Source organism: Prevotella sp. P2-180, assembly GCF_002251435.1.
Taxonomy (GTDB): domain Bacteria; phylum Bacteroidota; class Bacteroidia; order Bacteroidales; family Bacteroidaceae; genus Prevotella.
This window is the reverse complement of record NZ_NPJI01000002.1, coordinates 30,056-53,992: the sequence shown is the minus strand read 5'-3', so window position 1 is coordinate 53,992 and position 23,937 is coordinate 30,056. Positions and strand designations below refer to the sequence as shown.

22 protein-coding genes and 3 tRNA genes are annotated in these 23,937 nt (G+C 44.7%); 18 read left to right on the top strand and 7 right to left on the bottom strand.

What is annotated here, in order from left to right; translation table 11 throughout:
- Nucleotides 1–356: 356 nt before the first annotated feature.
- From CIK98_RS00290 to CIK98_RS00260, 7 genes are all read right to left on the bottom strand, one after another.
- On the bottom strand, nt 357–581 hold the full coding sequence (locus CIK98_RS00290; RefSeq protein ID WP_094382306.1) for a PD-(D/E)XK nuclease domain-containing protein: 225 nt from the start codon (nt 579–581) through the stop codon (nt 357–359).
- Nucleotides 582–1,450: 869 nt separating this feature from the next.
- Nucleotides 1,451–2,599 (bottom strand): cytochrome d ubiquinol oxidase subunit II, encoded by a 1,149-nt coding sequence (locus tag CIK98_RS00285; RefSeq protein WP_094382305.1) that lies wholly within the window; start codon nt 2,597–2,599, stop codon nt 1,451–1,453.
- 42 nt (nt 2,600–2,641) lie between these two features.
- Nucleotides 2,642–4,228, bottom strand: a complete 1,587-nt coding sequence (locus tag CIK98_RS00280) for a cytochrome ubiquinol oxidase subunit I (RefSeq protein WP_094382304.1) — start codon at nt 4,226–4,228, stop codon at nt 2,642–2,644.
- Nucleotides 4,229–4,273: 45 nt separating this feature from the next.
- Nucleotides 4,274–4,477: a DUF4492 domain-containing protein gene (locus CIK98_RS00275; protein WP_094382303.1), complete on the bottom strand. Its 204-nt coding sequence runs from the start codon at nt 4,475–4,477 to the stop codon at nt 4,274–4,276.
- 6 nt (nt 4,478–4,483) lie between these two features.
- Nucleotides 4,484–7,591 carry a glycoside hydrolase family 2 TIM barrel-domain containing protein gene (locus CIK98_RS00270; RefSeq protein WP_094382302.1) on the bottom strand — a complete coding sequence of 1,036 codons (3,108 nt, stop codon included), beginning with the start codon at nt 7,589–7,591 and terminating at the stop codon, nt 4,484–4,486.
- A 79-nt stretch (nt 7,592–7,670) separates the two neighbouring features.
- Nucleotides 7,671–8,276: an OmpH family outer membrane protein gene (locus tag CIK98_RS00265; protein WP_094382301.1), complete on the bottom strand. Its 606-nt coding sequence runs from the start codon at nt 8,274–8,276 to the stop codon at nt 7,671–7,673.
- A 38-nt stretch (nt 8,277–8,314) separates the two neighbouring features.
- Entirely contained in the window at nt 8,315–9,595 is a 1,281-nt protein-coding gene (locus CIK98_RS00260) for an O-acetylhomoserine aminocarboxypropyltransferase/cysteine synthase family protein (protein ID WP_094382300.1), read from the bottom strand.
- A gap of 321 nt (nt 9,596–9,916) precedes the next feature.
- Between CIK98_RS00260 and CIK98_RS00250 the strand changes: the two genes are divergently transcribed.
- The 18 genes from CIK98_RS00250 to nrdD all read left to right on the top strand — a co-directional run bounded on the left by CIK98_RS00250 (nt 9,917) and on the right by nrdD (nt 23,913).
- Entirely contained in the window at nt 9,917–11,374 is a 1,458-nt protein-coding gene (locus CIK98_RS00250; protein ID WP_094382298.1) for an aminoacyl-histidine dipeptidase, read from the top strand.
- 62 nt (nt 11,375–11,436) lie between these two features.
- On the top strand, nt 11,437–11,805 hold the full coding sequence (locus tag CIK98_RS00245) for a hypothetical protein (RefSeq protein WP_094382297.1): 369 nt from the start codon (nt 11,437–11,439) through the stop codon (nt 11,803–11,805).
- A 120-nt stretch (nt 11,806–11,925) separates the two neighbouring features.
- Nucleotides 11,926–12,013: transfer RNA gene (locus tag CIK98_RS00240), tRNA-Ser, on the top strand.
- Nucleotides 12,014–12,028: 15 nt separating this feature from the next.
- Nucleotides 12,029–12,100, top strand: a tRNA-Glu gene (locus CIK98_RS00235).
- 31 nt (nt 12,101–12,131) lie between these two features.
- Nucleotides 12,132–12,203 (top strand) — tRNA-Glu (locus CIK98_RS00230).
- 173 nt (nt 12,204–12,376) lie between these two features.
- Nucleotides 12,377–12,778, top strand: a complete 402-nt coding sequence (locus CIK98_RS00225; protein WP_094382346.1) for a DUF1573 domain-containing protein — start codon at nt 12,377–12,379, stop codon at nt 12,776–12,778.
- The gene (locus CIK98_RS00220) at nt 12,775–13,548 is read left to right on the top strand and encodes a ZIP family metal transporter (RefSeq protein ID WP_094382296.1); all 774 of its coding nucleotides are present in this window, start codon (nt 12,775–12,777) and stop codon (nt 13,546–13,548) included. The genes CIK98_RS00225 and CIK98_RS00220 overlap by 4 nt, the downstream gene beginning before the upstream one ends.
- 473 nt (nt 13,549–14,021) lie before the next feature.
- Nucleotides 14,022–14,882 carry a type I methionyl aminopeptidase gene (gene map, locus CIK98_RS00215; protein WP_371683230.1) on the top strand — a complete coding sequence of 287 codons (861 nt, stop codon included), beginning with the start codon at nt 14,022–14,024 and terminating at the stop codon, nt 14,880–14,882.
- A gap of 98 nt (nt 14,883–14,980) precedes the next feature.
- Nucleotides 14,981–16,015 (top strand): tRNA (adenosine(37)-N6)-threonylcarbamoyltransferase complex transferase subunit TsaD, encoded by a 1,035-nt coding sequence (tsaD, locus tag CIK98_RS00210; protein WP_094382295.1) that lies wholly within the window; start codon nt 14,981–14,983, stop codon nt 16,013–16,015.
- A gap of 64 nt (nt 16,016–16,079) precedes the next feature.
- Complete coding sequence (locus CIK98_RS00205) at nt 16,080–16,595, top strand: CinA family protein (RefSeq protein ID WP_094382294.1); 516 nt, start codon at nt 16,080–16,082, stop codon at nt 16,593–16,595.
- Between the two features lie 159 nt (nt 16,596–16,754).
- Nucleotides 16,755–17,018, top strand: coding sequence for a 50S ribosomal protein L28 (gene rpmB, locus CIK98_RS00200; protein ID WP_094382293.1), 264 nt, complete (start codon nt 16,755–16,757; stop codon nt 17,016–17,018).
- Between the two features lie 5 nt (nt 17,019–17,023).
- Nucleotides 17,024–17,212, top strand: a complete 189-nt coding sequence (gene rpmG, locus CIK98_RS00195; RefSeq protein WP_091823359.1) for a 50S ribosomal protein L33 — start codon at nt 17,024–17,026, stop codon at nt 17,210–17,212.
- A 25-nt stretch (nt 17,213–17,237) separates the two neighbouring features.
- Nucleotides 17,238–17,396: a DUF4295 domain-containing protein gene (locus tag CIK98_RS00190; protein ID WP_094382292.1), complete on the top strand. Its 159-nt coding sequence runs from the start codon at nt 17,238–17,240 to the stop codon at nt 17,394–17,396.
- 187 nt (nt 17,397–17,583) lie between these two features.
- Nucleotides 17,584–18,537 carry a signal recognition particle-docking protein FtsY gene (ftsY, locus tag CIK98_RS00185; RefSeq protein ID WP_094382291.1) on the top strand — a complete coding sequence of 318 codons (954 nt, stop codon included), beginning with the start codon at nt 17,584–17,586 and terminating at the stop codon, nt 18,535–18,537.
- 36 nt (nt 18,538–18,573) lie between these two features.
- Nucleotides 18,574–19,872, top strand: coding sequence for a 30S ribosomal protein S12 methylthiotransferase RimO (gene rimO / locus CIK98_RS00180; protein WP_094382290.1), 1,299 nt, complete (start codon nt 18,574–18,576; stop codon nt 19,870–19,872).
- A 30-nt stretch (nt 19,873–19,902) separates the two neighbouring features.
- Nucleotides 19,903–20,190 carry an HU family DNA-binding protein gene (locus tag CIK98_RS00175; RefSeq protein ID WP_094382289.1) on the top strand — a complete coding sequence of 96 codons (288 nt, stop codon included), beginning with the start codon at nt 19,903–19,905 and terminating at the stop codon, nt 20,188–20,190.
- A 2-nt stretch (nt 20,191–20,192) separates the two neighbouring features.
- Nucleotides 20,193–21,509 (top strand): HU family DNA-binding protein, encoded by a 1,317-nt coding sequence (locus CIK98_RS00170; protein WP_094382288.1) that lies wholly within the window; start codon nt 20,193–20,195, stop codon nt 21,507–21,509.
- Between the two features lie 298 nt (nt 21,510–21,807).
- Entirely contained in the window at nt 21,808–23,913 is a 2,106-nt protein-coding gene (gene nrdD, locus CIK98_RS00165) for an anaerobic ribonucleoside-triphosphate reductase (RefSeq protein WP_094382287.1), read from the top strand.
- Nucleotides 23,914–23,937: the final 24 nt, after the last annotated feature.

Genomic DNA, 23,937 nt, shown 5'->3' with positions numbered 1-23,937 from the left:
TTCCGCATGTTAATAATTATTTTTTAGTTATCACTTTCGCAGCTTTGTCACTCTGTCGTTGCCCATTAGAGTGCTGCTTGTAACTCCGCGAGGCACTTTTTTTATCGCTGCAAAGTTAATAATTATTTTCTAATCTCCAAATATTTTTGGAGTTAATTTGCATATTTGATGCTCATTCTCTCATAAAATATTTGGATATAGAGTATGAAAGACTCCTAAACATTGCTGAAATCCAGGTGACGGGTGACACTAATAGGTAGCGTAGCCACTGGGAGCGTGGGCGCCCCGCCTGCGGCTTATGCGCAGCCTCAGCCTACGTAGGGTCTTACCTTGTGTAAGACCGCATCCCACGATTCTTACACTTCCCTCATCTTCACCATGTCCCAACCGCAGAACAGGATAATGATTTTGTGGAGCTGTGTGCCCTGGCGCAAGGCTTCCACCCTCTGGGACACGGCATAACTGTTGATTTGCTCGACAGCCTCGTCGCATTGCTCCTGGGCTTTCTTCTCGGTATAATCCGACTTCGACAAGTATTTCAGTTCCAGGATGTAACTGTACTTCGACTGATAATGCGTCATGTTCGGCAAGAGGAAGTAGTGCCCTTGTTCATATTCGAGATATTTTGATCATTACTATAAAGACATTGTTTCTATCTTGTGATATATGTACCCATGGCTCTTTCGATTGTTGCAGGAGTGATAACCCTACAATTCGGGGACAAAGATAGTAAATAATGAAGACATAACCCAAAAAGTGCAGCAAAAAAAACTATAAATACCAAGCAAATGGTTTAATGTCATAATGCAGTCTACTATGTTTTGCATCGTAATAGGGCTATGATGTATTGATTTAGGGGGTAAAAATATCTAAGTTTTCTTAAAATAACGAGAATTTGTAGTTAAAAAACCTTTCTTCTATCACTACTATCACGCCTTCTATCACGCTTCTATCACTAACCAACTCACTGACTGATAGATACTTAATGCTTTTAGTGATAGAAGTGATAGAAGAAAATAAAAAATCATAGAATGCGCGCGCTTACGCGCGCGAGAAGAATGGGCAACGAGATGATGGAATATTAGTTGTTATTAATGTGCAAGGGCATTTATATGTAAGTTTTAACGATAGCCATATCAATTTTTGCTTTATAGCGTATTAGTTTTATGTTCCGCAGTGTGGAACGTACGTTCACCAGTGCGGAATGTACGTTCACCAGTGCGGAATGTACGTTCCGCAATGCGGAATATAAAAACCGCAATGCGGAACATAAAACGGAAACGTGTTCTAAGCAAATTACAATAGGCTGTGTTATACAATTATAACAGTAGTCATTGGACAATAACAACAGTGATGATTAATTGAAGACTCCCACCCTTTGCAAGGGGCATAAGAAAGCCGGGCTGTCCGTGAGGATGGCCCGGCTTTAGTTATGTATGTTACTTGAGAATCAATATACCTCGTCGGTCGTTAGCTCTTCCTTGTCGAGCTTCTTCTTGTCGATGGAATGCCAAGCATATACAATGTAGGCGAGGACGAAGGGGACGAGGATGCTTACAACCGACATCACCTGAAGCGTGAACTCGCTGCTGCTGCTGTTGGCTATGGTGAGCGAACTCTGAAGGTCGGCAAGCGACGGATAGTAAGCCGTGTTGTTAAGTCCGGCGCAAAGCAGAAGCGACAGAACGGTGAGAACGGTGCCTATGCCGGCTGGCCAGATGCCACAGATGTAGGTCTTGCTCACTATAGTGCGGATGATGCCGTAAAGCACGAGCACCACTCCTACGACCAAAACCAAGCTGACATACCAAAGGGTGATGAAATTATCAAGATATTTCATTGGAACGATGGAGATGACTCCAGTGGAAGGGTCGTAGGCAAAACCGTCTTTCAACAACAAATGGACGAGGAACGCCACAAATAGCACCACAAACGGAACGGCTGTGCCTATGAGACGCACACTGCCGCGGCAACGTATATTCTCGTCATCGACATTGTTCATCACGTAGAGTATGCCGAGAACGCGGGCGAGGAAGAACACGGCGAAACCCAAAACGAGGTTCCAGGGGTCGAGAAGCGCGTCGAGGCCATGACTGGCGTTAGCCCAGCTGCTGATGACAGGCTGTAGCTCAAATCCGTCGACCATGTTATCTTTTGCCACAAGGAAGTTGGATCCGTTGAAGAAGGTGGCCACTGCGCCACCGAGAAGCAGCGGGCCAAGAATGCCGTTGGCCACGAGACACCACTGGAAAGTGCGGGTACCGAGAAGGTTGCCTAACTTGTTCTGGAACTCATAGCTCACGGCCTGGACCACGAAGGAGAAGAGGATGATCATCCAAAGCCAATAGGCTCCGCCGAAGCTCGTGCTATAGAACAAGGGGAAAGATGCGAAGAAGGCTCCGCCAAAAGTGACGAGTGTGGTGAAAGTAAACTCCCACTTACGGCCAGTGGAATTGACGATAAGCCTTCGCTCCACGTCGTTGGCGCCGAGGGAGAAAATCATCGAATTTGCGCCCTGTACAAACATCAAGAACACCAGCAAGGCTCCAAGCAGCGACACGAGGAACCACCAATATTGTTGCAAACATTCGTATGTCATAATAAAATCTCCTATTATCTAAAAATCAATATTCTATACTTCTTATTCGTCTGGACCTTTCTTTATTGCCTTCAGCATAATGTTTATCTCCACTGCCAAAAGAGTAGTGAAAAGGGCAAGGAAAATGAAGAACGTGAGAGCTACACTACCAGAGCCCACATTGCTTATTCCTATCCATGTGGGCATCATGTCTTGAATAGCCCAGGGTTGACGGCCAAACTCTGCCACTAACCAGCCGGACTCGCTACAGATGTAACCTAAGGGCACGAGGGCGATGGCCGCTATGTGGAACAGTTTGAACTTAGGTAGCGTGAGGTCTGCCTTGATGGAGAGAAAGAGGCTCAGTGCAAAGAACAGGAGGAAGAGGGTGCCTAATCCTACCATTATACGGAACGCATAGAAGCAGAGTGGTATGGAGGGCACAAGAGACGAGTGGTCGGTTACATATCCATAACCGAAATACTTCATGTTTGCGTCTATATCGGCCTTCAGGGAGTCAAGTCTGGCCTTCTGCGTGGCGTCGGCCTGCTGTCCCTTTAAACTGGCCTTCAGTTGACGATAATCTTTCAGTGAAGATATGGCAATCTTTCCGCTTGCTATTTTCTGGTCGACAGATGGTTCAACACTGCCATCAGCATTCTTATATCCACCTTTTAATATATCGTTTACACCAGGTACAAACCCATCAATGTCGCGTGTGGCAAGGAAGGAGAGCGCATAAGGTATATCTATTTTCAACGCCGGTGCGTCCTCGTTCTCGTAGTCGGGTTGTGCAAATGGGTTGACAAGGGCGATGGCGGTAAGTCCCTGCTGATTGCCGCCATTATAGAGTGCTTCCATAGCCGCGAGCTTCATTGGCTGCACCTGCGCCACCTGATAGGCAGAACCGTCGCCTGTCTGCATGGCGAACAGGATACCCACGAGTCCCACTATGGAGCCAACGCGGATACTCTTGAGAGCCATCTGTCTCTCACGCTGGCGGAGCAGGTAGTAGCAACTCACGGCAACAGTGAAGAGAGCACCGATGATCCAAGCAGAAGTAACAGTATGGCAGAACTTGTTTACCGCGAATGGAGACAGTGCTACTTCGGCAAACGACACCATCTCGTTGCGCATGGTGTCGGGATTGAACTGACAACCGACGGGATACTGCATCCATGAGTTTGCCACAAGAATCCACCAAGCTGAAAAAGTAGCTCCAAGACCTGTGAGCCAAGTGGACGCGAGATGTACGCCCCTTGACACTTTTTTCCAGCCGAAAAACATTATGGCTACAAAAGTAGACTCCATAAAGAACGCCACAATGCCCTCAACGGCAAGCGGGGCTCCAAAGATGTCGCCTACGAACCATGAGTAGTTGCTCCAGTTGGTACCGAACTGGAACTCAAGAATGATGCCGGTGGCAACGCCCATGGCGAAGTTGATACCGAAAAGTTTCTGCCAGAAGATGGCAGTGCGTTTCCAAAACTCGTCTTTTGTGCGATAATAGCACGTCTCCATAATACCCATAACAAGTGCCAATCCCAGTGTGAGCGGCACAAACAGCCAGTGGTAGATGGCGGTGAGGGCAAACTGTGCCCTTGCCCAATCCACGGCTGCGGGGTCGATGTTCAGAAATAGTTGTGTCATATTATAATAGTTTTAAGTTGATGACTTTAGGATTGGTACAGATTTCTATTTCAGTATCTCGTCGGCCACGAACTCAGCCTCATGACCTTTCTCTGCGTTTTCCCCAATATGGTCGGGGAAGAAAAAGAGCTTTAGTACGGCAAAGATGATAAAAAGCTTTACCAGTACCACCAACCACAGTATTCTTCCTAGACGCATATTGCGGAATCCGTCGGCATAGAAACGATATATCTTCTTTAGTGTATTCATTTCTTATTACTTATACGCCTTCACTGCAAAGCGGAACTTGTAGTCCTTATATGGAAGACGATACTGCTCGAGAGGCCATGCGCCCCAGCTGTTGACACAAGCGAGACCTATCTGACGCTTCTGCACATGTACTTGGGTGAGTTTTCTTGGGGTGAGGTCGCCGCTATGACGTCCCCATTTCTTATCCTTGTGCATGCCATCGTCGAGGTCTTCAACGAGATAGTTGAGTGCCGAGCACTCCATTGGTGCCTCGCTATAGAATGTGAGTCCTTCGCCTGTTGCCTTGTCTACCACCGAGAAAGTACGGATATCGGTATGGTTGCCGCTTTCCTGCGGACGTATATACTCGAAGTACTCGTCTTTCACGTCGGCATTGTATAAGCCGATAAACTCGCTTGTCTTTCGGTCGGCATAAGTTTCCACTGGGCCTCGACCAAGATATTCTATATGGTTGAAACGTTCCGGCATCTGCAGCTGCATACCAAAGCGGAACATCTCCGGGCCTTTTTCATTCTTATCGGCATTGAAATTTTCCTCTACTATGAGTGTGCCATCGGGACGCAGAATGTATTTCATTTCGAGTCCACCTTTCACATTATCCATTGTCAGTTCTACCTTCACTACAAGGTTGTTACCTTCTGTCAGGTGGCTGATATTCTTCACCTTAAAGCCTGGCTCTTTCCATGCGGCGAACCTACGTTGGAGTTGTGCTCCATAGTCGTTGTCGGTAGGAGCTCGCCAAAACTCAGGAGTCACCGACTCACGGTCTATAAGCATTTCCTTTCCGTTTACATCGAGATAGTCTATCCATCCTGTCCACTTGCCAATAGTCACTGTCATGCCTGCTGCTTCCATCTTTATGTAAGCCTCCGTCTCGGTGAGTGTGGGCTGTTGTCCGTCAACAGTAGCTGAGAGGTCGGCAAACTTGTATTCTTGTGCCACATGCTGATATTTTGCAAGTGTTTGGTTTTTATCCACAAGCGGCTCGCCGTTCTTCGACTTGAAGTAGAATGCCACGGTGACATCTGCATCGGGATTTTCTGCCATGAGCTGCTTCACTTTTTCTGCCAGTTTAGACAGTGTGAAAGTCTTGCGCTGCTGTGGTGCTATGCCGTCTATGTTCTGCTGTGTCATGGCGAAATGTGGCTTTCCGTTTACCTCCACCGATATATCGAGCACGGCATAGTCGGTATTGCGGAAGAAGTTTTCGTTGTATATAGTAAACTTGCCAGAGGCTATGTCCACGTTTTCTATCCAAAGGTTCTGATAATAATAAGCCACCTCGTGGGCATGCGGGTTAAGTCGGCGGTCGGGAGCGATGATGCCGTTGCAGTTGAAGTTATAGTCGCTGGCAGGATAGCGTCCGTAGTCGCCTCCGTAAGTGAAGATGGTACGTCCGGTGATGGGGCTCTTGTCTCGCAAGCCTTGGTCGACAAAGTCCCAAATATATCCACCCTGGTATTTTGGATATTTTCTCACGAGGTCCCAGTACTCCTTAAAACCTCCCATGGAGTTACCCATGGCGTGAGCGTATTCACACTGTATGAGTGGTCGTGGGTTGTCGCCTTTTGAGTATTTCTCACATCCGTTGTAGTCGTAGTACATTGGGCAGAAGATGTCTGTCTTTCCGTTCTGTCTTGCCTGTTCATACTGGCATGGGCGTGTGGCGTCGGTGGCCTTAACCCAGTCGTAAGCCTTTTCGAAGTTAATGCCGTAGCCAGCTTCGTTGCCAAGACTCCATACGATGATTGAAGGATGGTTGCGCAAGGTGAGAACGTTGGCCTGGTTGCGTTCGAGGTGGGCGAGTTCAAAGCGCGGGTTCTTTGCCAAGGTCTTGTCATCATAGCCCATTCCATGTGATTCAATGTTTGCTTCGGCAGTGACATATAGTCCATACTGGTCGCAAAGGTCATACCAGCGAGGGTCGTCGGGATAGTGACATGTTCTGACAGCATTGATGTTCAGCTGCTTCATAATCTTTATGTCCTGAACCATTCGCTCTATGCTTACCACATATCCAAAGTCCGGGTCGAGTTCGTGTCGGTCGGCACCCTTGATGAGTACAGGTTGTCCGTTGACAAGCATTTGTCCGCCTTTTATCTCCACTTTTCTGAATCCCACCTTCTTTGATATAGCTTCCACGGTGTTTTCCCCGTTGGCAAGCACGATGTCGAGAGTGTAGAGATAAGGTGTTTCCGCCGACCATGGCTTTACGTTTTTCACTTCAAGAACTCCCTTTGCCGCCGTAGAGGCTGAGGATGCCACCGTATTTCCTGTTGCGTCCTTGAGAGTCACTTTCAGGTTAGCTTTCTTTCCCTGTAGCTTCACGTCGTATGTGAGGCGTCCGTCGCGATAAGAGTTTTCAAGATCGGCGTTTATCACGAGGTCAGCCACGCGAGTCTTCGGACGGCTGTAGAGATACACCTCACGTGCAATGCCAGTGAATCGCCAGAAGTCCTGGTCTTCGAGATAAGAGCCGTCGCACCAGCGCATTACCTGCATGGCAATGAGGTTTTTGCCTTTTTTCAAGTATTTTGTGATGTTGAATTCGGCGGCTATCTTAGAGTCCTCACTGTAGCCCACATACTTTCCGTTCACCCAAAGAGTGAGGTTGCTGGTGGCAGATCCTACATGGAAGAACACGTCCTGTCCTGCCCACGATTCGGGTAATGTAAATTCCCTGCGGTAGGATCCTGTGTAGTTGTCCTGTTCTCCGATGTATGGTGGGTCACTTTTGAATGTGGTTGCCCATGAGTAACCTACGTTACGATATATCTTGTCGCCATATCCATTGATTTCAAACAATCCCGGCACAGGGAAGTCCACCCATTTTGAGTCGTCGTATTGTAGTTTGAAGAAGTCTACTGGTCGGTCGTAATAGTTTTTTACGAAATTGAATTTCCACATGCCTTCCATCGACATGTAGCGTTTGGAAGCCGCCTTGTCGCCTTTCTGTGCCAGCGTTTCGTTTTCGTAGGCGAAGAAGTTGGCGCGTCGTTGTTCTCGGTTTTGCTGATTAAGTTCGGGTGTGTTCCAAGCCATGGCTTTCTGAGCCGAAAGTTGTCCGGCTGCCATACACCCCAAGAAGATTGTAACGAATAGTTTTTTGTTCATAATATTATAGTTTTTGTTAGATAGTATTTTAAAGGAGGGAAGAGGGATGAGGAAAGAGTCTACCCTCTTCCTTCTACCTTCACTTCTTCTCTACCTTTGCCTTATATCTATTGTTCAAGCCATTGATGACGTCCATGGTAATGTCGTGACGCTTGTCGGCATAGAGAATGTTGTCGCCAGCCTTTGAGATAATGAGATCGTACTTCTTTGTCTTGTTATAATCCTTGAGGAAGTTCTGTATAGAGTCGCGAAGAGCTGCGTTAAACTTGGCAGTCTCGGTGTCGAGCTCAGAGCCCAGACGATTCTGCAGTTCCTGAAGAGCCTGTCCCTGACGTTGGATTGCAGCCTGTACGCTCTCGGCCTCCTGTCGGCTGCTGAAGCCATTATTTTGGAGTTTCTGCTGGAAGTTTGCCGCTGCTGTCTGAAGTTGTTTTTCTTTTGCAGACAATGTATTACGTGCATTGTTGCTCTTCTTTTGAAGTTCGATGGAATATTCTTTGCAAAACTTATACTGCGACATAATGGAATCAACTTCCACGAAAGCGATTTTCATGTCTGTTGTACCTGCTGGCTGTGCAGCGTCTTGCTTCTCGTCCATCTTAGGAGCTGAATTGTTACAAGATGTGAACATCACAGCCGAAAAAGCTGCAACGCTTAGTGTACGGAAAATGTTCTTTTTGTTCATTGTTTTATCTTTTTTTTTAATTTTTAATTTTTTAATTTTTAATTTCCCATCGCCTGCTTCAGGTCGTCGATTATGTCTTCCACATCTTCTATACCTACAGATAGGCGTATGAGGTCAGAAGCCACTCCGGCTTCTCTTAGTTGTTCGTCTGAGAGCTGGCGGTGGGTATGGCTTGCTGGATGTAGCACACAAGTGCGGAGGTCAGCCACATGGGTGACGATGTTTATCATCTTCAGCGAGTCCATGAAGCGGATGGCTGTATCGCGGTCGCCCTTCAGTCCGAACGCCATCACGCCACAACTGCCGTTGGGCAGGTATTTCTCAGCCAGGGCGTGGCATTTATCGTCGTCCAGTCCAGGATAATCTATCCATGCCACATGCGGGTCGTCGTGAAGGAACTGTGCCACACGCTGAGCGTTGCTGCAATGGCGTTCCATGCGCAAGGCAAGAGTCTCAAGACCGAGATTCAGCAGGAAAGAGTTCTGCGGAGCGGGTATAGAGCCAAGATCGCGCATGAGCTGTGCCACGAGCTTTGTGGTATATCCCATCTTTCCGAAAGCATCTGCATAGGTAAGTCCATGATATGATTCGTCGGGTGTGCATAGTCCAGGGAATTTCTCCGCATGTGCAAACCAGTCGAAGTTACCACTGTCCACTACGCAACCTCCCACCTGTGTGGCATGACCGTCCATATATTTTGTAGTGGAATGTGTAACGATATCACATCCCCACTCAAAGGGCCGGCAGTTGATGGGTGTTGCAAAAGTATTGTCAACAATGAGTGGCACGCCATTAGCATGGGCAATGCGTGCGAACTTCTCTATATCGAGCACTTTGCATCCCGGATTTGATATAGTTTCTCCAAAAAGAGCCTTGGTGTTAGGACGAAAAGCAGCCTGTATCTCTTCTTCCGATGCCTCGGGGCTGATGAACGTACACTCGATACCAAGTTTCTTCATTGTTACGCCGAAGAGGTTGAACGTGCCTCCGTAGATTTCGCTTGAAGACACGATATGGTCGCCCGACTCACAGATATTGAACACCGCATAGAAATTTGCAGCTTGGCCAGAGGATGTAAGCACAGCGCCCACACCGCCTTCGAGGGCGGCAATCTTCCTTGCCACGGCATCGTTGGTAGGATTGGCTAATCGGGTATAAAAATATCCGTCTTTCTTTAGGTCAAACAACAACGCCATCTCGTCGCTATTGTCATACTTAAAAGTGGTACTCTGTATGATGGGCAATTCTATAGGCTCACCATTTTTGGGTTCATATCCAGAATGGATGCACAATGAAGCCCTTCTCAATGTCTTTGTCATAATTCAGAATTGTATGATTATAATTATCAAGATTCGCTCACCGCAGTTTTCCTTTTCGTTCTCAACTCTCGATCTTGGTCCATTACACAATGGATGCCACGCTGTCTCATCGCCTCACTATCGTGAATATGTTGCGACGAAAAGCGGCCATCTCGCCGGAAAACCAGTTTTACGCATAAAAATGCCATACTTATAGCAATTATTAACGCGCTACATAACAATATTTCAAACATATTTATTACTTTTGCAGTGCTTTTGCGCCGCAAAGGTAATACAAATAAATTAAAATAAGGACATATAACCTATAAAAATAACAAAATTATGAATAAAAGTAATTTAAAACCGGCATGTGTGTTCGAACACTTTGCCAGAATTAATGAAATTCCGCGTCCTTCAAAGCGAGAAGAAAAGATGATCGAGTACCTGAAAAACTGGGGCGAAAGCCATAACCTTGACACAAAGGTTGACAAAACAGGAAACGTCATCATCAGAAAACCTGCAACTCCTGGATATGAAGACAGAAAAACAGTGATACTGCAGAGTCACATGGACATGGTGTGTGACAAACTCGTTGACGTGGATTTTGACTTTGACAACGACCCAATACAGACTTATGTCGATGGAGAGTGGCTGACTGCAAAAGGAACTACTCTTGGTGCCGACGACGGCATCGGCTGCGCCATGGAACTCGCTATACTCGACAGCAACGACATAGAGCACGGACCACTGGAGTGTGTGTTCACACGCGATGAGGAAACACAGCTCACAGGTGCAAGCGGTATGGAAGCCGGATTCATGACCGGTGACATGCTTATCAACCTCGACAGCGAGGACGAGGGTCAGATATTCGTGAGCTGCGCCGGCGGACGCTCCACATTCGCCACGTTCTACGTAACACGAGAGGCTGCTCCTGAAGGTTTCTTCTTCATAGAAGGCTCGATAAAGGGACTCACCGGTGGACACTCAGGCGATGACATCGACAAGAAACGTGGCAACGCCATCAAGATTCTAGCACGTTTCCTCTACAACGAAATGCAGAAGATGCCTGTGATGCTGGCTCAGTTTAACTCAGGAAAGATGCACAATGCCATTCCTCGCGACGGAAGATTCGTAATAGCTGTGCCTTCGGCTGAAAAGGAAACAGTAAGAGTGGACTGGAACGTGTTCATTAGCCAGGTGGAGGAGGAATTCCACGTGAGCGACACACAGATAGTGGCCCAGATGCAAAGCACCGACGCACAAAAGGTGATAACGGCAAGCGACACCGCAAGGTTTGTACGCGCCCTGCAGGCCGTGGACAATGGAGTGTTTGCCATGTGTCAGGACGAGGCCTTGGCTAGCATGGTAGAGACATCGAGCAACATTGCAAGCATCGTCACTGAAGAAAACGAGATAAAAGTGGTGAGCTCACAACGCAGCAACGTGATGAGCAACCTCGACAACCAGTGCAACACCGTCAAGGCGCTATTTGAGTTGGCAGGAGCCAAGGTGGAGCAGAACGACGGTTACCCGGCATGGAAGATGAACCCAAACAGCAAGCTCACAAAGGCAGTGGTAGACTGCTACACAAGACTGTTTGGCAAAGAGCCTATCGTGCGCGGTATTCATGCCGGACTGGAATGCGGACTCTTCTCTGAGCGATACCCGAACCTCGACATGGTGTCTTTCGGCCCGACCCTCCGTTTCGTCCACACTCCTGAGGAAAGAATTCATATTCCTTCAGTGCAAATGGTATGGGATCACCTGCTGGCAGTGCTTAAGGAGATTCCAAAGAAATAATTTTTCAGAAGTGAGGAATAAAAACCTTTCCTCACTTCTTAACTCCCCAAAATGCTAAAAAAATGAAATCCATATATATAATAATAGGTGTAGCCCTGACGCTGGTGGCATGTAATCCAAGACAAAGCGATGCGGAACAAGCAGTGAGCGATTTTCTTGAAAACCATATCACAAAGCCTGAAGAAATGAGAATTACAGGATTCAGCCGTCTTGACTCTACCTCAAAGATAAAAGACTCAGTAATAGTAGCTATCAGAAAAGCAACCGAAACCAACGGACGATATAAAAAAGGAATAACATACGCCAATACCGACAACCCTACAATGTTGTATATGCTGAGAGTAAACTATATGATAGGAAAAGAGGAAATGTGCGACACTTACTACCTCGACAAGTCGCTTAAGAATGTGGTAGTGGTAAAAAACAACTGACAAAATGCGCTTTTTTCGCTATTTTGCAAAAAAAAAAGCAAAAAACATTTGGTAGACTAAAAAATAATTAGTACCTTTGCACCGCATTTGAGAGAAAGTGCTGCGGTAAACACCGGAAAAGGAAGTTTGGGTGAGTGGCTGAAACCAGCAGTTTGCTAAACTGCCGTGCGAGTTTATCGTACCGGGGGTTCGAATCCCCCAGCTTCCGCAGCAGTCTCGAAAAGGTGGATTCATCTAATGGTTAGGATACAAGATTCTCAATCTTGGCATAGGGGTTCGATTCCCCTATCCACTACCTAAAATGCAAAATCAGCAACAATTTTTTTGGTGGATTCATCTAATGGTTAGGATACAAGATTCTCAATCTTGGCATAGGGGTTCGATTCCCCTATCCACTACTCCAAGTTTATTAAAACCTAAATCGCCAGTCGGTTTCGACCATTGGCGATTTTTTATACCCTTTCACCACAAAAAATAATTAAAAAAACAAAAATATCAGAGTGTTTGTTTTGATATATATATAATTTGACGTAACTTTGTACGCAAATATGGTTTAATCTCAAATTATATGATGAAGAAAATACTATTTTTGACTGTCATGGTATTATGTTCCATGATTACATTTGCACAAACGGCAGAGAAGTCGCAAGCTGAAATAAGGTTTGAAAAGTTGACACACGACTTCGGAACATTCCCTGATTCATCACCCAAGGTGACATGTGTCTTCAACTTCACTAACGTTGGTACACTGCCACTCGTCATCAACCAAGCTATTGCGAGTTGCGGATGCACGGTGCCAGAATATCCTAAAACACCCATCAAGCCCGGCGAGAAGGGACAGATAAAGGTGACATACAACGGAGCAGGCAAATTTCCTGGACATTTCAAGAAGTCTATAACCGTAAGAACAAATGGCGCCATTGAGATGACTAGGCTATACGTTGAAGGAACAATGGAAGAAGCAAAAAAATGATCATCACTGGACTACTAATACCGATGGCAGGCATAATACTTGGCTCTGCCATCGTTTTTTTTACACGACATCAAATGTCTGAACTGCTGCAGAAAACACTCTTCGGGTTTGCTGCTGGCGTAATGATGGCTGCTGCTGTATGGTCGCTACTGCTTCCATCTATAGAGATGTGCGACGACTTGGGAAAATGGGCAACAGTACCATCTGCATTAGGCTTTATGCTCGGCATTGGCTTTTTGCTGCTTATAGACATTATAACGCCCCACCTTCATTTCGGCACAACAAAGCCCGAAGGACCACGTTCAAGGCTCTCTCGCACCACCATGCTGCTACTTGCCGTGTCAATACACCACCTGCCGGAAGGCATGGCTGTGGGGGTGGTACTGGCAGGAGCTGAGCATGCAGAGACAGGAATCACATCAATGAGCGCACTTATAGTAGCAGCAGGCATTGCCATACAAAACGTGCCGGAAGGTGCCATCGTTTCAATACCAATGAGAGCCGCAGGAAAAAGCAGATGGAAATCGTTTACGTTAGGCTGTCTCAGCGGTGCCATACAGCCTATAGGAGCTATAGCCGTAATACTTTTGTCAACCGCTTCAATACCACTATTACCATACATGCTCTCCTTTGCAGCGGGAGCCATGCTTTACGTTGTTGTCGAGGAACTCATACCCGAAGCATCAAGCGGCACTCATACCAATTTGAGCACAATAGGATTTGCTACAGGTTTTGTACTGATGATGATGTTCGACACCATAATGGCTTAGTTTTTCGTGATTTACGAAACAAAAGGGAGAAGGAAATATGGTTTTATGTTATTTTTTCTAAAAAAGTGGCACAAACTGTTTGGATTTCAAATAATTGTATTATCTTTGCACCGCCTAAAAGCAGACATATTACAAAATATCTATTTAATATATGAAAAGTCTACTTTATCGTGTCTCAAAAAAGCCACGGCACTACAACATGTGGTGCAAGGAATAAATGTGAGGTAGAAAAATACAAAATATCAATTTCAATAGGTGTCTTTTTAAGGTAATGAGCCCCAGAAAGAGTAGTGATTACTGTATTCTGGGGCATTTTTTATGTCTTTTCCAATACTTTTTCTTAAGGAATATACTTTGCAGAAGGAGTCACTTGCACTTTAAAACGAGAAAAAAAAGAAAGTTTTTTGACTTTTTATTTTGTATTGTCTCTTATTTGGTGTAACTTTGCACGCGATATTATACAATCATTAATTATGTTTGGAAAAAAAAGAAGATGGCATCTGCTAAAAGGGCAAGAGCCTACAGAAATGGACAAGAAAATTTTGTACTGGGAAAACAAAGGTAAGCTGGTGCCTACCAGAGACCTGATAAAAACACCAGAACAGATTGAAGGAATACGCAAAAGCGGTGTCGTAAACACTGGAGTGCTCGACGAGGTGGCGCGACAGATACATATCGGAATGTCGACACTGGAAATTGACGAAATATGCAGAAAATACTGCGAGGAACAAGGTGCTACACCTGCATGCTTGGGATATGAAGGATTCCCCATGAGCGTATGCACCAGTATCAACGAGGTGGTGTGCCACGGTATACCCAAAAAGGAAGATATACTTAAGGAAGGTGACATCATAAACGTTGACTTTACAACTATACTCGACGGATATTACGCAGATGCTTCGAGAATGTTTATCATGGGAAAGACTACCCCTGAGAAAGAACAACTCGTAAGAGTGGCTAAAGAATGTCTGGAAATTGGAGCCGAAGCCGCTAAACCATACGGATTTGTGGGAGACATAGGACACGCCATACAAAAACATGTAGAGAGATACCACTACGGCATTGTACGCGACCTATGCGGACATGGAGTGGGAATCCAATTCCACGAAGAACCAGAAGTGGCGCACTACGGACACAGAGGGCAGGGAATGCTTCTCGTTCCTGGAATGGTATTCACTATTGAGCCTATGATAAACCAAGGCACATGGAAAGTATTTATCGACGCTGACGACAAATATGGCTGGGAGGTTATCACTGGCGACGAACTGCCCAGCGCACAATGGGAACACACATTCCTCATGACCGAACACGGACTGGAAATATTGAGCCATTGACGCCTTTACGTTCGACTCCTGACCGTTGGTTGGCTAATAAGAGAGAGTGACAGCATGTCACAGACATGCGAAACTTGAGTTTAATATATAATAAGGTAATGGAAGAGAAAAAGAATATATACATTCTTGCAATAGAAAGCAGCTGCGACGACACATCTGCAGCCGTGTTGCGCGACGGAGTTCTCCTGAGCAACGTAACAGCAAGCCAGGCTGTACACGAGGCATACGGCGGTGTTGTGCCCGAATTGGCATCAAGGGCACATCAGCAAAACGTAGTGCCTGTGGTGGACCAAGCCATAAAGAAAGCAGGCATTGAAAAAGAACAGCTCTCAGCAGTAGCATTCACACGTGGTCCAGGTCTGATGGGCTCACTTCTCGTGGGAGTGAGTTTCGCAAAGGGATTTGCAAGAGCCCTCGGAATTCCGCTTATAGATGTCAACCACCTGCAAGGTCACGTCATGGCACACTTCATAAAGGAAAGCGACGATGACACTTCGGCACCTCCCCTACCCTTCCTCTGCCTTCTCGTAAGCGGAGGAAACTCACAAATAGTCAAGGTAGAGGCATACAACAAGATGGAAGTGATAGGACAAACCATTGACGATGCGGCGGGAGAAGCCATCGACAAATGTTCGAAAGTGATGGGATTGGGATACCCTGGAGGCCCCATTATAGACCGACTGGCACGCCAAGGCAACCCAAAGAGATTTAAATTTGCCGAACCACAGATAGCAGACCTGAACTACAGCTTCAGCGGGCTAAAGACGTCTTTTCTCTACTCATTGCGCGAGTGGGTGGCAGAAGACCCAGACTTCATAGAGAAAAACAAGGAAGACATAGCTGCAAGTCTCGAATGGACCATCGTTGACATACTGATGAAAAAACTACGAAAGGCTGTGAAACTCACTGGTATAAAACATGTAGCAGTGGCAGGAGGAGTAAGTGCCAACAACGGACTACGCAATGCTTTTCACGACCATGCCATACGCTACGGATGGAATATTTACATACCAAAATTCAGCTACACCACCGACAATGCAGCAATGATAGGCATTACCGGTTATTACAAGTATCTGAACAAGGAGTTCTGTAGCATAGAAGCCCCAGCCTTCGCCAAGACGACTTTTGAGTGAGGAAAGACATTTGTCTTAACTCCTTGACTCCAAAAATATAATAAACAAATTCAAAAATTAAAAGATGGACTTTGAAAGCAAAATCATCAGCAGAGAAGTAAGCCAGAAACTCTGGGAAATGGAAAAAACAGTAGGAACAGCTGAAAGCTGTACCGGCGGAAGAATAGCAGAGGCACTCATAGCCATTCCAGGAGCATCAAAATACTTTAAGGGAGGAATAGTGTCCTATACCGAAGAAGTGAAAAACAAGCTCCTCGGTGTCGACATGCTGCTTATGGAAGAAAAAACCGCAGTGTGCGAAGAAGTAGCAATAGCAATGGTAAAAGGCGCTTGCAAGACACTTGACACCGACTATGCAATAGCATCAACAGGATTTGCCGGCCCTGGTGGAGGAACAAAAGAAATACCCGTAGGAACAATCTGGCTCGCCTGCGGCACTCCCGACAAGGTGATCACGATGAAACTGACAGAAGATTACGGACGAGACATCAACCTCTCTATCGCCACCAACAAAGCAATGCAAATGTTTTGCGAACTACTAAATGAAGAAGAAAGCACAAAACAACCATTTGAAGGCTAAAAAGCCCACTAATAGTATGTTATAGAGCTCGAAAAATCAAAATATTCCTTAAAAAGTTGAATTTTAATGGCTAATATTTGCATATATCAAAAAAAGTCACTAAATTTGCACCCTGTTTGGAATAAGTTATAAAAAAGAAAACAAAAAACTTAGATAGAAATGTCGAAGATTTGTCAGATTACGGGAAAGAAGGCACAGATAGGTTGTAATGTGTCTCACTCAAAGCACCGCACAAAGCGCAGCTTTGACGTCAACCTTTTCAGCAAGAAGTTCTTCTATGTAGAGGAGGACTGCTGGATTAGCTTGAAGATCAGCGCCGCTGGTCTGCGTATGATTAATAAAGTTGGTCTCGATGCCGCTCTTAAGCAGGCTGTTGCCAAAGGCTTCGTTGACTGGAAGGACATTAAAGTGATAGGAGAGTAACAACGATGGCAAAGAAAGCAAAAGGCAACAGAGTACAGGTTATCCTGGAGTGCACAGAAATGAAAAATAGCGGCATGCCAGGCACAAGCCGTTATATTACGACAAAAAATCGTAAAAACACTCCTGAGAGAATGGAACTCATGAAGTACAACCCCATCTTGAAAAAGATGACACTTCATAAGGAAATCAAATAATAATACTTTTTAAGCACTTAGACACATGGCAAAGAAAGTCGTCGCTACCCTCCGCGAAGGTAAAAAGGATGGTCGCGCTTACTCAAAAGTAATAAAGATGGTTAAGAGTCCAAAGACTGGCGCTTACATTTTTGATGAACGTATGGTTCCTAATGAGGCCGTTAAGGATTTCTTCAAGAACTAATAGAATCCGATAATAATTATTTAGTAGGGCTACAATCACTCTTGTGGTTGTAGCCCTATATTTTTTCAATTATTATGGGCTCTTTCTTAGCATATACAACTTTTCAACATCATAATTATCACTTTTTTCAGAAAATCTGCTGGAATATAAAAAAAAATTAGTAAGTTTGCAGTCAAATTATACAATCATGGGTATATTCGGATTTTTCAACAAAAACAAAAAGGAAACTCTTGACAAGGGTTTGGAGAAAACTAAGACTAGCGTCTTCGATAAACTGGCACGCGCCGTGGCAGGAAAATCTAAGGTTGACGACGAAGTGCTCGACAACCTCGAAGAAGTATTGATAACAAGCGACGTGGGAGTTGACACCACACTAAAAATTATTGAAAGAATAGAGAATAGAGTGGCAAGAGACAAATACGTAAGCACTTCTGAACTCAACTCAATACTACGTCAGGAAATCGCCGCGCTTTTGTCGGAAAACAATACTGAAGACAACGATAATTGGGAACTGCCTACTGACCACAAGCCATACGTCATACTCGTCGTAGGAGTAAACGGAGTAGGAAAGACTACGACCATCGGAAAACTGGCATACCAATTCAAAAACGCAGGAAAAAAAGTCTATCTCGGTGCAGCTGACACCTTCAGAGCTGCTGCAGTTGACCAAATTTGCATCTGGGGCGAACGAGTGGGAGTACCTGTCATTAAACAACAGATGGGAAGCGACCCGGCCTCTGTCACCTTCGACACTCTCAGCAGCGCAAAGGCAAACAATGCCGACGTGGTAATTATCGACACAGCGGGAAGACTACACAACAAGGTGGGACTGATGAACGAACTGAAGAAAATAAAGGACGTGATGAAAAAAGTACTGCCAGAGGCGCCTGACGAAGTGCTACTCGTACTCGACGGAAGTACAGGACAAAATGCTTTTGAACAGGCTAAACAGTTTGCCGCCGTAACACAAATCACGTCACTGGCTATCACAAAACTTGACGGAACAGCAAAGGGAGGAGTGGTAATTGGAATTAGCGACCAACTAAAAGTTCCAGTGAAATACATCGGACTGGGAGAGAAGATGGAAGACCTGCAACTCTTCAACAAGGCTCAATTTGTTGACTCTCTGTTCAAAAAATGACACAATCAGCCGTAATGCGCGAAGAATAACAACTGAATGAAAAAAAACACAATAGACATAATAACTATGGGATGCTCAAAGAATCTCGTTGACAGCGAGACTCTTATGGGACTCTTTGAAGCAAACGGATACCACTGCGTACATGACAGCAAAAACCCACAAGGGGATATTGCCGTGGTAAACACTTGCGGATTCATACAAGACGCCAAAGAGGAAAGCATCAACACTATACTCGAACTCGCCCAGGCAAAAGAGGAAGGAAGATTGAAAAAACTCTTTGTTATGGGATGCCTGTCGCAAAGATACCAAAAAGAACTGGAACAGGAAATACCGCAAGTAGACAAATACTACGGAAAGTTCAACTACAAACAACTTCTTTTCGACCTCGGAAACGGAGAGGCAAAGACTTGCGACGGACCAAGACGACTCACAACTCCAAAACATTACGCATACATAAAAATCAGCGAGGGATGCAACCGTAACTGCGCATATTGTGCCATTCCTATCATTACAGGAAAACACGTAAGCAGACCCATGGACGAAATTTTAGAAGAGGTGAGACAACTCGCGGAAAAAGGCACAAGAGAATTTCAAATCATTGCACAAGAACTCACATACTACGGAATAGACATCGACGGAAAACAACATATTGCGGAACTCGTGTCGAAAATGGCCGACATAAAAGGAGTAAAATGGATAAGACTGCACTACGCCTACCCTACTCACTTCCCGTGGGACTTGCTGAAAGTGATGAGAGAGAAAACTAACGTTTGCAAATATCTCGACATTGCACTACAACACATCTCTGACAACATGCTACAGAGAATGCACCGACACGTAACAAAAGAAGAAACCTACAACCTGATAGAAAGAATAAGGAAAGAAGTGCCGGGAATACATCTCAGAACAACTCTCATGGTTGGATTCCCGGGGGAAACAGAGGAAGACTTCGAAGAACTCATGGAGTTTACACGAAAAGTAAGATTTGAAAGAATGGGAGCATTCGCTTACTCAGAAGAAGAGGGAACATTCTCTGCCGAAAAATATGAAGACAACGTACCTGAGGAAATTAAACAGGCACGACTCGACAAACTCATGGCACTGCAACAGAGAATAAGCGCTGAACTGGAAGCGGAAAAAGTGGGAAAAACAATGAAGGTTGTAATTGACAGAAAAGAAGGCAACTACTACGTGGGAAGAACAGAATACAGCTCACCGGAAGTCGACCCTGAAGTGCTCATTCCTGTTGGTGAAAAGAAATTAAGAACAGGACAAATGGTAGATGCTACCATAACAGACTCTGAAGAATTCGACCTCTATGCCAAAGTTGAATAGATGTGTGTATACACAAAATATTAAAGAGACGTGAACAACAAGGATTTCATACAACGATTGTCTGTACGAATGGGCTATACAGCATCAGACACTCAACGCATGGTGACCAACGTCATTGACAAAATGAGCGACGGTTTCCAAGAGGGTAATTGTGTCACTATACCTGGCTTCGGAACTTTCGACATAAAAAAGAAACTGGAACGCATCATGGTCAACCCTTCTACGCAACAGAGAATGCTCGTACCTCCTAAACTCGTACTGAACTTCAAACCGGCAGCCATATGGAAAGATAAAGTGAAGAAAGGAGGAAACAAATAGTCATGGGCAAATACTCAATTACGCAATTGGCCACTATACTGGTAAAGAAAAACGGAATTTCAAACGATGAAGCATTAAAGTTTGTCACCGCAATATTCGACATAGTGAAAGAAGGACTCGAAACCGATAAATTAGTAAAAATCAAAGGTTTCGGCACTTTCAAAATCATTGACGTTGATCCAAGGGAAAGCGTAAACGTAAACACGGGAGAAAGGGTTCTCATAAATGGACATCAAAAAATTACATTCACTCCCGACAGTGTGATGAAGGAAATGGTAAACAGACCTTTCGCACAGTTTGAAACAGTAGTACTCAACGATGGTGTCGACTTCTCTGACATTGACAAACTTTCAAACATCAACGAAAACATTGACAAACAAGAAGAACCTCAAGAAGAATTACAGGAGATAATACAAGAAGAAGAGGAAAAAAAAGAGGAGGGGAAAGAGGAAGTTCATGACATCACTCCCCAAGAAAGCTCCAACAACGATGATGTGGTAAGAAACCAAAAAACCATATCACCTACCAAAGAGCTTGCCGAGACATCTACCAAGGAAACTGCCGAGAAACTGATTGAGGAATCTTCCGAGAAACAGATTGAGGAACCCGCCGAGAAACAGATTGAGGAACCCGCCGAGGAACTGATTGAGGAACCCACCGAGAAACAGATTGAGGAACCCGCCGAGAAACAGATTGAGGAACCCGCCGAGGATCCAATTGAAGACTTTGACAAAGAAGAGAATAGCCATAACTTTACAACAATTCTCTTATCAATAGCTTCATGCCTTTTACTCATGGCAGCCTCAGCCTATATAGGCTATCTGTACGGAATAGAAGAGGGAAGACATCAGGAAAAGACTTCGCAAATATCAAAATACTCAACATATCTCGATAAACAAAACGAAGAATTGAGGACGAAAAGATTGGCTGAAGAGGCTAAAGCTACCAAAGAAGCCGAAAAAACAAAGAACGACACAACTAAACAAACGGCAAAAGACAATAAGACTGACACAACCACAAATAATCAACCGAAAGAAAACAATAAGACAAAAGAAGACAACAACGACGACAACTTCTCGAAATACGACACCATGGACGCACGAGTAAGAACAGGAGCATACGTCATCGTAGGTATCGACAAATATATCATAGTACGCGAAGGACAAACAGTAGGAAAAATAGCCAAAGCACTATTAGGGCCCGGAATGTCTTGCTACATAGAAGTATTAAATGGCGTAACCGAAAACGAACCCCTGAAAGAAGGTACTAAAATAAAAATACCTAAACTGCGTCATAAGAAAGCTACAAAAAAGAAATAGCACGCCACAAAAATACAACGCACATTATACCCCCAAAAAAAGGCGACATAAAAAAAATCCCCAAACCTCAACAAACATACATGAGGTTTGGGGATTAATATTTCTCTAAAATTAATATTTATTTAGAGAATAATAATCATAAAATTTCTCAGTTTTGAGAATTTATAGTACCTTTGCAACCGGTTAGATTTTCAATATTAGAAAATATAATCACTAAAAGTCAAACAACAGTTTTCCAAAACGGAAAACTTTAATCAGTAAAAATTTAAAAAAGTTTCCCAAAACAAGCAACCGCAATATGGAATTTAAGAGTTTTACTATTACAAAAAGAGATGGATCGCAAGACAGATTCTCACTCGACAAAATCATGAATGCTATTGTAAAAGCATTCCAAAGCGTTGAAGTACAGGCTGATCTAAGTCTTATTTCAAAAATCATCAGCCATCTTGACATTCACGAAGGAATAAAGGTGGAAGACATTCAAAACCAAGTTGAAGAGGCTCTTATGAAAGAGGGATTCTACAAAGTGGCAAAATCATTCATGCTTTATAGACAAAGACACACAGAAGACCGTGAGACAATGGAGAAGCTGAAGTTTCTCACCGACTACTGCGAGGCAGCCAACGCAGCTACAGGTTCTAAATATGATGCCAATGCAAATGTTGAACACAAAAACATTGCAACACTCATTGGAGAACTGCCAAAGTCAAATTTCATAAGATTAAATCGTCGACTGCTTACCGACCGAATAAAGGTTATGTATGGCAAGGAACTTTCTGAAAGATACATCGACCTGCTCACACACCACTTTATATATAAGAACGACGAGACTTCACTGGCCAATTACTGTGCTTCCATCACCATGTACCCATGGCTGATAGGAGGAACAACATCCATTGGAGGCAACTCCACGGCACCAACAAACCTAAAATCATTCTGCGGCGGATTTGTAAACATGGTGTTCATGGTGTCGAGCATGTTGAGCGGAGCATGCGCCACACCGGAATTTCTTATGTACCTGAACTACTTCATTGGTAAGGAATATGGTAAGGATTACTACAAGGAAGCCGACAAAGTAGTCGACCTCTCTCTAAGACAACGCACCATCGACAAAATGATTACCGACTGTTTTGAACAGATAGTATACTCCATAAACCAACCTACCGGCGCCCGCAACTACCAAGCCGTGTTCTGGAATATAGCATATTACGACAAGCCATATTTCGATAGTCTCTTTGGCGACTTCTATTTCCCCGATGGGTCGAAACCCGACTGGGACGGACTGTCTTGGCTACAGAAGAGATTCATGAAATGGTTTAATGCCGAACGCACAAAAACCGTGCTCACCTTCCCCGTTGAAACCATGGCGCTGCTTTGCAAAGACGGCGACGTGATAGACCAGGAATGGGGCGACTTTACAGCCGAGATGTACAGCCAAGGCCACAGCTTCTTTACCTACATGAGCGACAATGCCGACTCTTTGTCAAGCTGCTGCCGACTGCGCAACGAGATTCAAGATAACGGATTCAGCTATACTCTCGGAGCCGGTGGTGTATCTACTGGCTCAAAAAGTGTACTCACCATCAACCTCAACCGTTGCATACAGTATGCAGTAAACAATAACATCGACTACAAGGAATACCTTGCAGATATTGTAGACATTTGTCATAAGGTACAACTCGCATACAACGAAAACCTCAAAGAGCTTCAAAAACACGGAATGCTGCCACTATTCGATGCTGGATACATCAATATATCACGACAATATCTCACCATTGGAGTAAACGGACTCGTAGAGGCTGCGGAATTCTGCGGCCTTCAGATAACAAACAACCCCGACTACAAACAATTCGTACAAGACATTCTTGGAATAATAGAAAAATACAACAAGCAGTACCGAACAAAGGATGTGTTATTCAACTGCGAGATGATACCAGCAGAAAACGTAGGAGTAAAACATGCCAAATGGGATCGGGAAGACGGATATTTCGTTCCACGAGACTGTTACAACAGCTATTTCTATATAGTGGAAGACGACTCGCTTAGCATAATCGACAAGTTCCAGCTTCATGGCGCACCATATATCGAACACCTTACAGGCGGTTCGGCTCTGCACATGAACCTTGAAGAACATCTTTCACAACAACAATATCGCCAACTGTTGCGTATTGCCGCAAAAGAAGGTTGCAACTATTTCACATTCAACATTCCCAACACCATCTGCAACGACTGCGGACACATCGACAAAAGATACCTCAAGGAATGTCCTCACTGCAAATCAAAGGATGTAGACTACATGACACGCATCATTGGATATCTGAAACGAATAAGCAACTTCTCGCAGGCAAGGCAACAAGAAGCAAGCAGAAGATATTACTCAACTTTCGCAGGAAAGGGAAATTAAAGAAGTTAGGGAAGTTAAAGAAGT